The sequence below is a fragment of the Staphylococcus sp. GDY8P198P genome (assembly GCF_017891615.1).
GTDB lineage: Bacteria > Bacillota > Bacilli > Staphylococcales > Staphylococcaceae > Staphylococcus > Staphylococcus cohnii.
In genome coordinates this window covers 61,509-78,167 of sequence record NZ_JAESJQ010000019.1, presented here as the reverse complement: position 1 = coordinate 78,167, position 16,659 = coordinate 61,509, and the positions used below count along the sequence as shown (strand labels likewise).

General features: G+C 33.7%; 12 protein-coding genes. All 12 read left to right on the top strand.

From position 1 onward, the window contains the following. The first annotated feature begins 58 nt into the window (after window positions 1-58). The 12 genes from hpf to KA824_RS11800 all read left to right on the top strand — a co-directional run bounded on the left by hpf (window position 59) and on the right by KA824_RS11800 (window position 16,638). A complete protein-coding gene (gene hpf / locus KA824_RS11855) occupies window positions 59-625 on the top strand; it encodes a ribosome hibernation-promoting factor, HPF/YfiA family (protein ID WP_019469495.1) in 567 nt (188 codons plus the stop codon). Between the two features lie 290 nt (window positions 626-915). Next, window positions 916-3,447 carry a preprotein translocase subunit SecA gene (gene secA, locus KA824_RS11850; protein ID WP_107383670.1) on the top strand — a complete coding sequence of 844 codons (2,532 nt, stop codon included), beginning with the start codon at window positions 916-918 and terminating at the stop codon, window positions 3,445-3,447. Between the two features lie 233 nt (window positions 3,448-3,680). Beyond that, a protein-coding gene (gene prfB / locus KA824_RS11845; protein ID WP_107383671.1) for a peptide chain release factor 2 occupies window positions 3,681-4,806 on the top strand; the annotation gives its coding sequence in 2 pieces (ribosomal slippage) (window positions 3,681-3,752 and window positions 3,754-4,806; 1,125 coding nt in all). Window positions 4,807-5,215: 409 nt separating this feature from the next. Then, complete coding sequence (locus tag KA824_RS11840) at window positions 5,216-6,196, top strand: COG3942 and LysM peptidoglycan-binding domain-containing protein (protein WP_107383672.1); 981 nt, start codon at window positions 5,216-5,218, stop codon at window positions 6,194-6,196. A 357-nt stretch (window positions 6,197-6,553) separates the two neighbouring features. Further along, window positions 6,554-7,195, top strand: coding sequence for a YfbR-like 5'-deoxynucleotidase (locus KA824_RS11835; protein ID WP_019469491.1), 642 nt, complete (start codon window positions 6,554-6,556; stop codon window positions 7,193-7,195). Window positions 7,196-7,200: 5 nt separating this feature from the next. Further along, the gene (locus KA824_RS11830) at window positions 7,201-7,431 is read left to right on the top strand and encodes a CsbA family protein (RefSeq protein WP_019469490.1); all 231 of its coding nucleotides are present in this window, start codon (window positions 7,201-7,203) and stop codon (window positions 7,429-7,431) included. A 307-nt stretch (window positions 7,432-7,738) separates the two neighbouring features. Then, window positions 7,739-9,724: an excinuclease ABC subunit UvrB gene (gene uvrB, locus KA824_RS11825; protein ID WP_181187461.1), complete on the top strand. Its 1,986-nt coding sequence runs from the start codon at window positions 7,739-7,741 to the stop codon at window positions 9,722-9,724. Between the two features lie 5 nt (window positions 9,725-9,729). Next, on the top strand, window positions 9,730-12,567 hold the full coding sequence (gene uvrA / locus KA824_RS11820) for an excinuclease ABC subunit UvrA (RefSeq protein ID WP_181187440.1): 2,838 nt from the start codon (window positions 9,730-9,732) through the stop codon (window positions 12,565-12,567). Between the two features lie 341 nt (window positions 12,568-12,908). Continuing rightward, window positions 12,909-13,847 carry an HPr(Ser) kinase/phosphatase gene (gene hprK, locus KA824_RS11815; RefSeq protein ID WP_107383675.1) on the top strand — a complete coding sequence of 313 codons (939 nt, stop codon included), beginning with the start codon at window positions 12,909-12,911 and terminating at the stop codon, window positions 13,845-13,847. Further along, window positions 13,844-14,680 (top strand): prolipoprotein diacylglyceryl transferase, encoded by an 837-nt coding sequence (gene lgt, locus KA824_RS11810; RefSeq protein WP_107504633.1) that lies wholly within the window; start codon window positions 13,844-13,846, stop codon window positions 14,678-14,680. The genes hprK and lgt overlap by 4 nt, the downstream gene beginning before the upstream one ends. A gap of 9 nt (window positions 14,681-14,689) precedes the next feature. Further along, complete coding sequence (locus KA824_RS11805) at window positions 14,690-15,166, top strand: acyltransferase (protein WP_107383677.1); 477 nt, start codon at window positions 14,690-14,692, stop codon at window positions 15,164-15,166. A gap of 23 nt (window positions 15,167-15,189) precedes the next feature. Further along, window positions 15,190-16,638 (top strand): tetratricopeptide repeat protein, encoded by a 1,449-nt coding sequence (locus tag KA824_RS11800; RefSeq protein ID WP_107383678.1) that lies wholly within the window; start codon window positions 15,190-15,192, stop codon window positions 16,636-16,638. The last annotated feature ends 21 nt before the right edge of the window (window positions 16,639-16,659 follow it).

The following is a 16,659-nucleotide window of genomic DNA, read 5'->3' as shown; positions in this document are numbered from 1 at the left end:
TGGTATTATAGATATAAGCACTATTACCAATATAGAGGTTTTAAAGGAGTCGATTACTATGATCAGATTTGAAATTCACGGAGAGAACCTCACTATTACTGATGCGATTCGCAACTATATTGAGGAGAAAATTGGTAAATTAGAACGTTACTTTAACAATGTGCCAAATGCAACTGCACACGTTAAAGTTAAAACGTACCAAAACTCAGCAACTAAAATAGAAGTAACTATTCCATTGAAAAATGTTACGCTTAGAGCGGAAGAACGTCATGATGATTTATACGCTGGTATTGATTTAATTAATAGCAAATTAGAAAGACAAGTTAGAAAATATAAAACGCGTGTAAACCGTAAAAATAGAAAGAATGACGAACCAGAAGCATTCGCATCATTACCTGAAGAACAAGAGGCAGAAAAACTACAAAATGATGACAATGATAGTGAAATTGAGATTATTCGTTCAAAAAATTTCAGCTTAAAACCTATGGATTCTGAAGAAGCGGTATTGCAAATGGATTTATTAGGCCATGATTTCTTCATTTTTACAGATCGCGAAACAGATGGTACAAGTATTGTCTATAAAAGAAAAGATGGCAAATATGGACTGATTGAAACAACTGAATAATTCAATTGCATTAGTATCATATTTGTAAAAGTAGTAGCGTCCATGATTGAGTGAAATCATGGACGCTCATTTTTTGCTATGTTATTATGTAATAATTTGAAAGTGAACATGTATGTTGTGTATATTTTTATTGAGGCAGTATTTCAATATGTATTCCGAAACATGTAAGCAAAATATAGCGTAGGTAGTACGATAAACGTAATAAGTGTAAATTTAAGCTTATAAATGATATTATAAATTGTTGTAAACGAAGAGTTATAATGAGTTATAAAGCTAAAGGAGCGAACAGAATGGGTTTTTTATCAAAAATTGCAGATGGCAATAAAAGAGAAATAAAACGCCTTGGTAAATTAGCCGACAAAGTCCTCGCATTAGAAGAGGATATGTCGATATTAACTGATGAAGAAATTAAAGAAAAAACGAAAAATTTTCAAGCGCAAGTTCAAGAAGAAGAAGATATTAAAAAGCAAAATAAAATTTTAGATGATATTTTACCAGAAGCATTTGCTTTAGTTAGAGAAGGATCAAAACGTGTGTTTAACATGATTCCTTATAAAGTACAAGTTATGGGTGGTATAGCGATCCACGGCGGCGATATTTCTGAAATGAGAACCGGTGAAGGTAAAACATTGACGGCGACAATGCCAGTTTATTTAAATGCTTTATCAGGACGCGGTGTACATGTTATTACAGTCAATGAATATTTATCTAGCATACAGAGTGAAGAAATGGCTGAATTATACGAATTTCTTGGATTAAGTGTTGGTTTGAACTTAAATAGTAAAACGACCGCAGAGAAAAGAGAAGCTTACGCAAGTGATATCACTTATAGTACCAACAACGAATTAGGATTTGATTACTTACGTGATAACATGGTGAATTATGCGGAAGAACGCGTGATGCGATCACTTAATTTTGCGATTATTGATGAGGTAGACTCAATTTTAATTGATGAAGCACGTACGCCATTGATTATTTCAGGTGAAGCAGAGAAATCAACTTCACTTTATACTCAAGCAAATGTTTTTGCTAAAATGCTTAAAAGCGAAGATGATTATAATTATGATGAAAAAACAAAAGCAGTCCAATTAACCGAGCAGGGTATTGATAAAGCAGAACGCATGTTTAAAATTGATAACCTTTACGATGTGAAAAATGTTGATATTATCAGTCATATCAATACTGCGTTACGTGCACATGTTACTTTACAAAGAGATGTAGATTATATGGTGAATAACGGTGAAGTATTGATTGTTGACCAATTTACAGGACGTACAATGCCTGGACGTCGTTTTTCAGAAGGATTACACCAAGCAATTGAAGCTAAAGAAGGTGTGAAAATTCAAAACGAATCAAAAACGATGGCTTCAATTACATTCCAAAACTATTTTAGAATGTATAATAAATTATCCGGTATGACAGGTACTGCAAAAACAGAAGAAGAAGAGTTTAGAAATATTTACAATATGACAGTTACGCAAATTCCTACCAACAGACCAGTACAACGTATTGATAAACCTGATTTAATTTATATCAGTCAAAAAGGTAAATTTGATGCAGTTGTAGAAGATGTCATTCAAAAGCATAAACAAGGTCAACCAGTCTTGTTGGGGACTGTTGCTGTTGAAACAAGTGAATATATTTCTAATTTATTGAAAAAACACGGTGTACGTCATGATGTTTTAAATGCGAAAAATCACGAACGTGAAGCGGACATTATTGCAAGTGCTGGCCAGCGTGGTGCAGTGACAATTGCTACCAACATGGCCGGTCGTGGTACGGACATCAAATTAGGCGATGGTGTTGAAGAAATAGGCGGCTTAGCAGTAATTGGTACAGAACGTCATGAATCTCGTCGTATAGATGACCAATTACGTGGTCGTTCAGGTCGTCAAGGAGATAAAGGTGATAGCCGTTTCTATTTATCGCTACAAGATGAGTTAATGGTGCGCTTTGGTTCGGAACGTTTACAAAATATGATGAACCGATTGGGCATGGATGATTCAACGCCGATCGAATCTAAAATGGTTTCACGTGCTGTTGAATCAGCTCAAAAACGTGTTGAAGGTAATAACTTTGATGCTCGTAAACGTGTCCTTGAGTATGACGATGTACTGCGTAAGCAGCGTGAAATTATCTATAGTGAACGTAATGATATTATTGACAGCGACGAAAGTGGCGAATTAATCAATGCAATGCTACGCTCTACGTTAGAAAGAAGTATTCATTATTATGTAAATGAAGAAGATGACGAACCTGACTATGAGCCATTCATCAATTATGTAGAAGATGTTTTCTTAAATGAAGGCGAATTAAAAGTTGAAGATATTAATGGAAAAGATAGTGACGATATTTTTGAGGTTGTATGGTCAAAAATAGAAATAGCCTTAAAAGATCAAAAAGAGAAAATAGGTACTCAGTTTGATGAATTTGAGCGTATGATTTTACTCCGTTCCATTGACACGCATTGGACAGACCATATTGATACTATGGATCAACTACGTCAGGGTATTCATCTACGTTCATATGGTCAACAAAATCCATTACGTGACTATCAGAATGAAGGTCACCAATTATTTGATACTATGATGCAAAACATTGAAGAAGATGTGAGTAAATATATTCTCAAATCAGTAATTTCAGTAGAAGATGATGTAGAACGTGATAAAACAACTGATTTTGGTAAAGCTGAGCATGTATCAGCAGAAGATGGAAAAGAAAAAGCGAAAGCAGAGCCTTATGTCAAAGATGAACATATAGGCAGAAATGACCCATGTCCTTGTGGTAGCGGTAAGAAATATAAAAACTGTCATGGCGCTTAAACTTATCTAAATGATAAACGTGTGAGACAGGATTTATTACTTTTTGTATATCAAGCATCTTTTGCAGTTAAATTGTGGCGTTTAACTGTGAAAGATGTTTTTTTTAATAATTTAAGGATAGAGGCTAGTGCTTAAGTTGAAATTGGCAGTTTATATTTTGTATCATATGTATGATAGTGTAGTAATTGATATATCAAATATATTTCATTCGTAAAAATTAGGAGAGATGCACAATGGAATTATCTGAAATTAAGCGTAATTTAGATGCTTATAATGAAAAGTTAGAACAACTTAGGGGGTCTCTTTGACTTAGAAGAAAAAGAGACAAACATACAAGAATACGAAGAAATGATGACAGATCCTTCATTTTGGGATGATCAAGATAAAGCTCAAGAAATTATAGATAAGAATAATGCTTTAAAATCGGTTGTTAATGCCTACAGAGATTTAGAAGCAAACATTGAAGATATGGAAACAACACGAGAATTATTGTTAGAAGAAGACGATACATCGATGAAAGATGATTTAGAAGCAAGTGTCATCCATTTTCAAAACGAGCTAAACCAATTTGAGTTACAATTATTGTTAGATGGGCCTTATGATGCGAATGATGCAATTATTGAATTGCATCCTGGTGCAGGTGGTACAGAATCTCAAGATTGGACAAATATGCTGTTGAGAATGTACCAACGTTACTGTGAACAAAAAGGCTTTAAAGTTGAAATTGCAGACTATTTGCCTGGGGATGAAGCGGGTGTTAAGAGTGTAACAATGATTGTGAAAGGTCATAATGCATATGGCTATTTAAAAGCTGAGAAAGGTGTGCATCGACTTGTACGTATATCACCATTTGACTCATCTGGTCGCCGACATACATCTTTTGCTTCTTGTGATGTCATACCACAGTTTAATAACACTGAAATAGAAGTGGAGATAAATTCTGATGATATTACCGTTGATACATTTAGAGCTTCAGGTGCAGGTGGTCAACATATCAATAAAACAGAATCAGCTATTAGAATTACCCACCATCCAACGGGTATTGTGGTAAATAACCAGAATGAACGTTCACAAATCAAAAACAGAGAAGCTGCAATGAAAACATTGAAGTCTAAACTCTATCAATTAAAAATAGAAGAACAAGAACAAGAAATGGCCGAAATCCGTGGTGAACAAAAAGAAATTGGATGGGGAAGCCAAATTAGATCTTATGTATTCCATCCATATGCGATGGTTAAAGATCACAGAACAAACGAAGAAACAGGTAAAGTAGATGCAGTTATGGATGGTGATTTAGGACCGTTTATTGAAGCGTATTTACGAAATCAAATGAATCTAAATCATTCAGCAAAAGATTAATACTTAAATAGATGTTAATATTATACTAACTTTATGAGTGAGCAGGGAACCAATTTATAAATAATTGTTTTCTAGCTCACTCATATTTTTATAGAGTAATATAGTATGTAAGACGAGCTATTCAATTAAAATGATTGCTTAAATTTTATTAGTAATTTTTAATAAATAGCTTCTTATATGTAAAATACAAATTGAAATATTACAGTTGAATTTAACCGATGTGTTACTATGATTAAAATTATTGTGATAAAAGTAAGAAAGGCTTGATTAAAGGCCAATGAGGCGTTCAGTTAATAATTATCTTTTGCATTACAAAATGATAACAATGCTAAAAGTATTAAGCGGATATGCTATATTATGATTGATTAAATATCGAATAAATTTAGACAGCAAAGGATTGAAACACATAATGAAGAAAGGCTTAACTTTTTCTCTAACTTCTGCAGCACTGTTTTTTGGCGTGAATGGTCTAGCATCAGCTGATCAAGTACATACAGTGAAAGAAGATACTGATTTATCAAATATAGCGCAAGCATTCGCAACAACGACTAATACAATACAATCATTAAATCATATGGAGCTTGTACAGTCGGTTAAATCTGGACAAACGCTAGTACTCCCTGACGAAGATATTGTGGAAGTGAAAGAAGGCGATACACTACAAGGTATTGCGAATAAACATCAAATAAGTTTAAATGAACTTTATCAATTGAATCCGTATATTACAGAGACAATTCATCCTGGGCAGCTCATTGCTGTTTCTGAAAAAGGTTCATCACATTTAAATAACCAATTTCAAAGCACATACACACAAAGTAATTCAGAAAGTTACACACAAAATGACTTAGAAAATAATTCGAATAGTGATCAATTCACAATAGGTGTAACAACTGAAAACAATAATACGTTCACAAAATTAGCGAACCATTCTTTACCAGTAAAGCAGCAATCTTGGTCAAATGATAGTATTGATGAACGCGATACTACATCAAACGTTGACAGTATTCATAACAATGGTTATCAACCGAAATACTACACAGTTCAAGAGCAGAAACACTACGCATCCGGTGGGCAGAATTATTATGATTGGGGTCAGTGCACATACTACGCTTTTGATAGACGTCAACAATTAGGTAAATCTGTAGGAACACTTTGGGGCAATGCGAATAACTGGGCTTCAGCTGCACGTCAAAATGGTTATGTTGTTAATTCTACACCTGAAGTAGGCGCTATCTTACAAAGTAATACTGGAAATTATGGTCATGTAGGCATAGTAGAACGTCAAAATAGTGACGGATCCATTTTGGTTTCGGAAATGAACTGGCAAGGTGTAGGACAAAAATCTTATAGAACCATTCATAATTCGGGACAATATAACTATATTCATTAAAAAGATAAAAACGTATACTTAGAAATTTCACTAGCAATTGAACAAATATATTTAAACTAATAGCCCGAGACATAAATAGTGTCTCGGGCTTATTATCATAATGGGCATTGGTGTAGGCATTATATATCAGAGGTGTCATTTTTTACGCTCAGTACTTTTTCAATAAAATTTGTTATGGGCGCATCATTTTTTGAAATGATGTAAAATGAATAAAACTTGAAAGACAAATAAATAGGTTATATTTTGAAAATAGAACGATTCGATGATATTTAACAGCATTAAAAAGACATTTTACATGTGGAATGATATTATAAAATCAAGTATAATCATTCATTAAATAAATGAGGAGGCGCTATCATGGGAGTACATCAATATTTTAAACGTTTATCAGACTTAGAAAAATTAATACGATTGCCTGGGAAATTTAAATATTTTGAGCATAATGTTGCTGCACATTCCTTTAAAGTGACTAAAATTGCTCAATATTTAGGTACAGTAGAAGAATATCACGGCAATAAAGTAGATTGGAAAAGCTTATACGAAAAAGCCTTAAACCATGATTTCGCCGAAATTTTTACAGGAGATATTAAAACGCCAGTCAAATATGCGAGTGGAGAATTAAAAAAATTATTCTCACAAGTAGAAGAAGAAATGGTAGATCATTTTATAAACGAAGAAATACCAGAACAATATCAATCCATATATCGAGAACGACTGCAAGAAGGAAAAGATGATTCACTAGAAGGTCAAATTTTATCTGTTGCTGATAAAATTGATTTGTTATATGAAACATTTGGTGAAATTCAAAAACGTAATCCTGAGCCACTATTTTTTGAAATATACGAAATGTCATTAGAAACAATTATGCAATTTGACCATTTGAATTCAGTGCAAGATTTTATAGAAAATATTATTCCTGAAATGCTTACAGAGAGATTTATACCAAAATCGGAATTACGAGAAACAACGATGTCTATTTTAAATAATAGGAACGGGTGACATGAATGATCTGGTATATACTAGCATCTTTTTTCCCCTGCATACTTGTCGTATTGTTTAGCGTACTGACAAGAAGTAAATGGGTAGGTACTATTTTAACTTTGATTTTAATAGGAACTTCAATTGAAAAAGGTTTTTTTCATGATGAATGGATTATTTTTATAGATGTTGCTTCATTATTAGCAGGTTACTTAATTATCGATCAATTAGAACTCCATAAAAAAGAAGATGATTAGGTAATAAGTGTTAAGCAACTTAATTGATACAACATGACAAAAAGTATATAATTATTTAACTTCATTTTATCAGAATAAAAATTTATTAACGCAAACAAACATGGTCATGTACTGTGTTTGTTTTTATATAGTGAAACACTAATTTACGAACAAATGTTTGTGTTGAAGGTTATAAATCTGTTAAAATATAAACTGTTAATAACATACGTATGTAAAATATAGTTATATCAACTAAAATAAGTCGCGTGTTAAATGAGATATTTAAATTACGTTCGAGCAGATAGAAATATAATAGGAGGCATGTGTCATTATGGAACACTACCCATTTAAATTACAATCGGATTTTGATCCTAAAGGGGACCAACCAGAAGCGATTCGACAAATTGTAGATGGTGTGAATGCAGGGAAGAGACATCAGACATTACTAGGAGCTACGGGTACTGGGAAGACATTTACAATGAGTAATGTGATTCAACAAGTTGGTAAGCCAACTTTAATTATCGCCCATAATAAAACGTTAGCGGGTCAATTATATAGTGAATTTAAAGAATTCTTTCCTGAGAATAGAGTCGAGTACTTCGTCAGTTACTACGATTATTATCAACCAGAGGCCTATGTACCATCAACTGACACATTTATTGAAAAAGATGCGTCAATTAATGACGAAATTGACCAATTACGTCACTCTGCGACAAGCGCATTATTTGAACGAGATGACGTCATTATCATTGCTAGTGTGAGCTGTATCTATGGTTTAGGTAATCCAGAAGAATATCGTGACTTAGTTGTCAGTGTCCGCGTAGGTATGGAAATGGACAGAAGCGAGTTACTTAAAAAATTAGTAGATGTGCAATACACAAGAAATGATATTGATTTTAGACGTGGTACATTTCGTGTTAGAGGCGATGTTGTAGAAATCTTCCCAGCTTCTCGTGAAGAAATGTGCATTCGTGTTGAATTTTTCGGGGATGAAATTGATAGAATACGTGAAGTTAATTATTTAACTGGAGAAGTGTTGAGAGAGCGCGATCACTTTGCAATTTTCCCAGCTTCCCACTTCGTTACCCGAGAAGAAAAAATGAAATCTGCCATCCAACGTATTGAAAATGAACTTGAAGAACGTTTGTCAGAGTTGCGTTCCGAGAATAAATTGCTTGAAGCTCAACGCCTAGAACAAAGAACAAATTATGATTTGGAAATGATGAGAGAGATGGGATTTTGTTCAGGTATCGAAAACTATTCTGTACATTTGACACTAAGACCTATGGGTTCAACACCTTATACATTGCTCGACTATTTTGGAGATGATTGGCTTGTGATGATTGATGAGTCACATGTGACATTACCACAAGTCAGAGGTATGTATAACGGCGACCGTGCGCGTAAGCAAGTACTTGTTGATCATGGTTTTAGGTTACCAAGTGCTTTAGACAATAGACCGTTAAAATTTGAAGAATTTGAAGAAAAAACGAAACAACTTGTATATGTGTCTGCAACACCAGGACCTTATGAATTAGAACATACAGATGAAATGGTGGAACAAATTATTCGCCCAACAGGATTATTAGATCCTAAGATAGAAGTTAGACCGACAGAAAATCAAATTGATGACTTGCTTAGTGAAATACAAGAACGTATTAATCGAAATGAACGTGTATTAGTAACAACATTGACTAAAAAGATGAGTGAAGACTTGACCACGTATTTGAAAGAAGCAGGCATTAATGTGAATTATTTACATTCAGAAATTAAAACTTTAGAACGTATTGAAATTATTCGAGATTTACGTGTGGGTACCTATGATGTGATTGTTGGTATTAACTTGTTAAGAGAGGGTATTGATATACCAGAAGTATCTCTTGTTGTCATATTAGATGCAGATAAAGAAGGCTTCTTACGCTCGCAAAGATCACTTGTCCAAACAGTAGGTCGTGCAGCGCGTAATAGTGGCGGTGAAGTTATTATGTATGGAGATAAAATTACAGATTCAATGCGTTACGCACTAGATGAAACAGAGCGTCGTAGATCGATTCAACAAGCATATAATGAAAAATATAATATTACGCCTACCACAATTAATAAAAAAATTCATGATGTTATCAGTGCTACTGTTGAAACAGATGAAACAAACGAAGCGCAACGTACGGAAGTACCTAAAAAAATGACGAAAAAAGAGCGTGAAAAAACCATTAGTAATATAGAAAAAGAAATGAAACAAGCAGCTAAAGATTTAGACTTTGAAAAAGCAACTGAACTCAGAGATATGTTGTTTGAATTAAAAGCAGAAGGGTGACGAAAATGAAGCAACCATCCATTGTAGTTAAAGGGGCACGTGCCCACAATTTAAAAGATGTTGATATTGAAATACCTAAAAATGAACTTATAGTAATGACGGGGTTATCTGGCTCAGGCAAATCTTCATTAGCTTTTGATACGATTTATGCAGAAGGGCAACGTAGATATGTAGAATCATTAAGTGCTTATGCAAGACAGTTTTTAGGACAAATGGATAAGCCAGATGTTGATACTATTGAAGGTTTGTCTCCTGCGATTTCAATAGACCAAAAAACAACGAGTAAAAATCCAAGATCTACGGTTGCCACTGTTACTGAAATATATGATTATATTCGTCTATTATATGCACGTATTGGAAAGCCATATTGCCCAAATCATGGTATAGAAATTGAATCTCAAACTGTACAACAAATGGTCGATCAAGTTTTACAACTTGAAGAACGCAGTAAGATTCAATTACTGGCGCCTGTTGTTAATCATAGAAAAGGCGCGCATGAAAAGTTAATTGATGACATTAGTAAAAAAGGATACGTACGTGTGCGTGTTGATGGCGAAATTACGGATGTAAATGAAGTGCCAAATTTAGATAAAAATAAGAACCACACGATAGAAGTTGTTGTAGACCGCCTTGTAATCAAAGAAGGTATTGAAACACGTCTAGCCGATTCTATAGAAACGGCGTTACAATTAGCTGAAGGTAATTTAATCGTAGATATCATTGGTGACGATGAACTAAAATTTTCTGAAAATCATGCTTGTCCTATTTGTGGATTTTCAATCGGAGAATTAGAACCACGCATGTTTAGTTTTAACAGCCCATTTGGAGCTTGTCCAACTTGTGATGGTTTAGGACAAAAACTAATGGTAGATTTAGACTTAGTTGTTCCTGATAAGGAGAAATCATTGAATGAAGGTGCAATTGTTGCTTGGGAATCTTCAAGTTCAGACTTTTATCCAACATTATTAAATCGTGTCTGTGAAGTATATAAAATAAATATGGATAAACCATTCAAAAAATTAACAGAACGCCAAAAAGATATTATTCTTTATGGTTCCAAAGATAAAGAAATTGAATTTACATTCAAACAGCGCAACGGCCAAACAAGAAAACGTACGATGGCGTTTGAAGGTGTTATAAATAATATCAATAGACGTTATCATGATTCACCGTCAGAACTCGTAAGAGAAATGATGAGTAAATACATGACAGAACTTACTTGTGAAACATGTCATGGCAAACGTTTAAGTCGCGAAGCTTTGTCTGTGTATGTGGACGGGAAAAATATCGGTGAAGTGGTAGAACACTCTATTAAAGATGCACTGTATAACTATGAACATATCACATTATCAGAGCAAGACAGAAAAATTGCTAATCAAATTTTAAAAGAGATTAATTCTAGATTAGAATTTTTATATAATGTAGGATTAGAGTATTTAACACTAAATCGTGCTTCTGGTTCTTTGTCAGGTGGTGAGGCGCAACGTATACGTTTAGCAACTCAGATTGGTTCAAGACTATCTGGTGTATTATATGTTTTAGATGAGCCTTCTATAGGATTACATCAGCGTGATAATGATCGGTTAATTAGTACTTTAAAAGAAATGCGAGATCTAGGTAACACTTTAATCGTTGTTGAACATGATGATGATACGATGCGTGCTGCAGATTATTTAGTAGATGTAGGACCAGGTGCTGGTGACCACGGCGGTGAAATTGTTGCTAGTGGTACGCCAAAACAAGTTATGGCAAATACAAAGTCTTTAACTGGTCAATATTTGAGTGGTAAGAAGAAAATTCAGGTGCCAGAATCACGTCGTGAAGTTACGGATAGAAAGATTAGTGTCAAAGGCGCACGCAGTAATAATTTGAAAGATGTTAATGTAGACTTTCCACTTTCAACGATGAACGTTGTTACGGGTGTGTCTGGTTCCGGTAAGAGTACATTAGTCAATGAAGTACTTTATAAATCATTAGCTAAAAAGATAAATAAATCTAAAGTTAAACCAGGTGATTATGATGAAATTAACGGTATAGATCAACTTGATCGTATTATCGATATTGATCAATCGCCAATTGGTAGGACACCACGTTCTAATCCGGCAACGTATACGGGTGTTTTTGATAACATACGAGATATCTTTACTCAAACAAACGAAGCAAAAGTCAGAGGTTATTCTAAAGGTCGCTTTAGTTTTAATGTTAAAGGTGGTCGCTGTGAAGCATGTAAAGGTGACGGTATCATTAAAATAGAAATGCACTTTTTACCGGATGTCTATGTACCTTGTGAAGTTTGTGGCGGCTCGAGATATAACCGTGAAACACTAGAAGTAACATACAAAGGTAAAAACATTGCGGACGTCTTGGCTATGACTGCCGAAGAAGCAACAAACTTTTTTGAAAATGTCCCTAAAATACATCGAAAATTGAAAACTTTAGTAGATGTTGGTTTAGGTTATGTTACTTTAGGACAACCGGCTACGACATTATCTGGTGGTGAAGCACAACGTGTTAAACTTGCTTCAGAATTGCATAAACGCTCTACTGGCCGTTCAATATATATATTAGATGAGCCAACAACTGGTTTGCATGTTGATGATATTAGCCGATTATTAAAAGTGTTAAATAAATTGGTTGATAACGGTGACACAGTTGTCATCATTGAACACAATTTAGACGTTATTAAAATGGCTGATTATATTATTGATTTAGGTCCAGAAGGCGGTGACGGTGGTGGTACCATCGTTGCGACAGGTACACCAGAGGATATTGCAAAAGTGAAAGGAAGCTACACTGGACAATATTTAAAACCAGTATTAGAAAGAGATACAGTTCAAGCATAATAGTTTATTGATCAACCTCTGTAAAAATATATAAAATATTAGCTACTCCATACAAGAAGACATTTTCATGTGTCTGGAATGTATGGAGTAGTTTTTTCGATATCTAACATTTTATTCCATTCAAGCTTATCCAACCTTGCTGGATTGTAACGGCGTAATCATTTAAAATAAATGAGATTACTGAACCATTTTTAGTAATTTTATTCAAAAATAATATAGGGTATGATAAAAACGATAGGATTTATTTTAGACTTCTGTACTTTTTTATATAGATTATCAGTCCTTTTTGATATGATAATGACATATGAAATTTCAGGAGAAATATTAATAGAGGTGAACCTATGTTAACAACAAAGAGTTTAATTGAACGCTTTAACCTTGAGCTTATAGCTGGGGAGTCAGGCTTAAATAAACAAATAAAAAATACAGATATATCAAGACCAGGATTAGAAATGGCTGGATATTTTTCGCACTATGCCTCTGACCGCATTCAATTGTTAGGAACAACAGAATTATCATTTTATAATCTACTACCGGATGAAGAGCGCAAAGGACGCATGAAAAAATTATGTCGACCAGAAACACCAGCAATTATTGTGACAAGAGATTTAGAGCCACCAGAAGAGCTTGTAGCATCAGCGAAAGAATTTGATACACCACTTATCACGTCAACAATTGCAACAACACAATTAATGAGTCGTTTAACGACTTTCTTAGAACATGAACTTGCACGAACAACTTCGTTGCATGGTGTTCTAGTAGATGTGTATGGTGTTGGTGTACTTATAACAGGAGACTCAGGTATCGGTAAAAGTGAAACGGCACTTGAACTAATTAAACGTGGTCACAGACTTGTCGCGGATGACAATGTAGAGATTAGAGAAATTAGTAAAGATGAACTGATTGGTAGACCCCCTAAATTAATAGAACATTTATTAGAAATTAGAGGTTTAGGTATTATAAATGTAATGACACTCTTTGGTGCAGGTTCCATTTTGACCGAAAAGCGTTTACGTTTAAATATTCATTTAGAAAATTGGCATAAAGATAAATTGTATGATCGCGTTGGTTTGAATGAAGAAACATTACGCATTTTAGACACTGAGATTACTAAAAAGACAATACCAGTTAGACCAGGTCGTAACGTAGCAGTTATCATTGAAGTTGCAGCGATGAACTATAGACTTAATATTATGGGGATTAACACTGCAGAAGAATTCAATGATCGCTTAAATGCTGAAATTATGCGTAATGGTAGCAACAATAAGGAGAATAAATGATGATATTGAATTACATTGATCCAATTGCATTTGAGCTTGGTCCAATATCGGTTCATTGGTATGGCATTATCATCGCCGCGGGTATACTATTAGGTTATTTTATCGCTCAGGAAAGTGTTAAACGCATAGGTTTTGATAAAGATATATTGATTGATATCATCTTTTGGAGTGCAATTTTTGGTTTTATCGTAGCTAGAATTTATTTTGTTATTTTCCAATGGCCTTATTATGCACAACATCCTATAGAAATACCTATGATTTGGTATGGAGGAATCGCGATTCATGGTGGTCTGATTGGCGGTTTTATCACAGGTATCATTGTATGCAGACAAAAAAATATCAATCCATTTCAAATTGGTGATGTGATTGCACCGAGTTTGATTTTAGGACAAGGTATTGGCAGATGGGGTAACTTTATGAATCATGAAGCCCATGGTGGTCCTGTATCTAAATCATTTTTAGAAAATATGCATATACCGGACTTTATTATTAACAATATGTACATTGATGGTCAATATTATCACCCAACGTTTTTATACGAATCTATATGGGATATTCTAGGATTTGTTATATTAATTACATTGAGAAAGCATTTACGTATAGGTGATACTTTTGCACTATATCTTATCTGGTATTCTATAGGTAGATTCTTTGTAGAAGGTTTGCGTACAGATAGTTTGATGCTCACGAGTGATATACGTGTTGCGCAACTCATGTCTGTCTTACTTATTGTTGCGGGCATTGTCCTTATGATAATTAGAAGAGTGAGATATAATGCACCAAGATATAAAGATGTTGGCCCTTTAACATGGTCAAAGCAAAAGGTGAAGTGATAGAATATAATGCGTGACTTAAAAAAGCTAAAAGTTAATGGTAAAAATCCGTTGTGGCATATGTATCGCTACATAAGCCGTGTCAAAATGTTTAAACAAACAGTGATTATAGAAGTTTGCCGCTACTTACCTAATGTGAAATTAAAACATTGGATGTATCGCAATTTATTAAAAATGAATATAGGTGCACATACAGCATTTGCATTTAAAGTTGTACCTGATTTATTACATCCTGAGTATATAACGGTTGGTGAAAACTGTGTCATAGGTTATAACACAACTATTTTAACGCATGAGTTTTTAGTAGGTGAATTTCGAACAGGGCATGTTTATATTGGAAATCACACGTTAATCGGAGCTAATGTAACAATTTTGCCTGGAGTAAAAATAGGAGATTATGTGAAGGTTGGCGCAGGTACTGTTGTATCTAAGGACATCCCGAACCACACGTTAGCATATGGGAATCCAATGCAACTGAAGCAATGACTAAATACAGGAGGTGAACATGGATGGCGCAAAACAGCAATAAAATTATTTCAATGAAACTTGATAGTCCTTTTTATAAAAAATTAGCTGATCAAAAATATCAACAGCAAGATTATAAAAAGGCAGTAGAATACTATGAAAAAGTGCTTGAAATGTCACCCCAAGAATTTGATGTTTTTGAAATTAAAGTAAAATTATCAGAATGTCTAGCACATCTTGGTTATAACAATAGAGCAGAACATATTTTTTATGAAATGATTGCTAAACAAGAATCGGTAGTGGATAGTTACTATCAACTCAGCCAATTAAATATTACGCTCAATGAAGCAAACAAAGCCTTTTTATTCGGAATGAATTATGTCATTTTAGCAGATGATGACGACTACCAAGAAGAATTAGAAGAAATGTTTGAGGTTACTTATAACTCTGAAGAAAAGATTGAAGTTGAGTGCCAATTATTTGCGGTTCAGCTCATTTTTCAATATTTATTTTCACAAGGCAGACTGCCCGAGGCAAGAAACTTTGTTTTAAATCAAAATGAAGCGATTCAAGATCATCGAGTAGTTAGAAATTTATTAGCCATGTGTTATCTATACCTCAATGAATATGATACTGCTAAAGTAATGTTTGAACGTTTGCTTAATGAGGACAATACTGATGTACATGCACTTTGTCATTACACTTTATTGTTATATAACACCAATGAAAAAGAAAAGTATCAACGTTATTTGAATATTTTAAGTAAAGTCGTACCTATGAATGATGATGAATCGTTCAAGCTAGGTATTGTACTTTGTTATTTAAAGCAATATGAAGCTTCTCAAAAATTGCTGCAACCACTTTATAGAAAAGGGAAATTTCTCTCTATACAAATGTATAATGCATTGAGCCACAACAATTATCATCTCAATCATATCGAAGATAGCAAATATTTTTGGTCTAAGTTACAAGAAATATCTAAGGTTGATGTAGGTTATGCGCCTTGGGTAATTGAGCAAAGTAAGGCGTATTTCAACCAACAAGTATTGCCACTATTATTGAGTGATGATAGTCATCGTAGGTTATACGGGATTTTCTTATTAAATCAATTAAAAGGTCGAGAAGTCTTATTGACACAAGACATATGGGCTGTTTTAGAAGATATGAATGATTATGAAAAATTATATTTAACTTATCTTATTCAAGGTTTACAGTTAAATAAGTTAGATTTTATTCATAGAGGCATGTTAATGTTGTATAATATTGAATATTTGAAAAATAACTCAGAATTATTTATTGTATGGATTGATAAAGCAGAGGCGATTATAGCAGAACAAGCAGATTTAACTAATGTAGATGATTATGTGGCTGCTTTTGTTTATATGTATTATCGGAGTATGGACACTAAGATTACCAAACAACAAGTATTAGAATGGTTTGATATAACGGCTTATCGTTTAAATAAAACAATAGACTATTTAGTAAGCATATAATTTTATGAAATGCAAGAAATC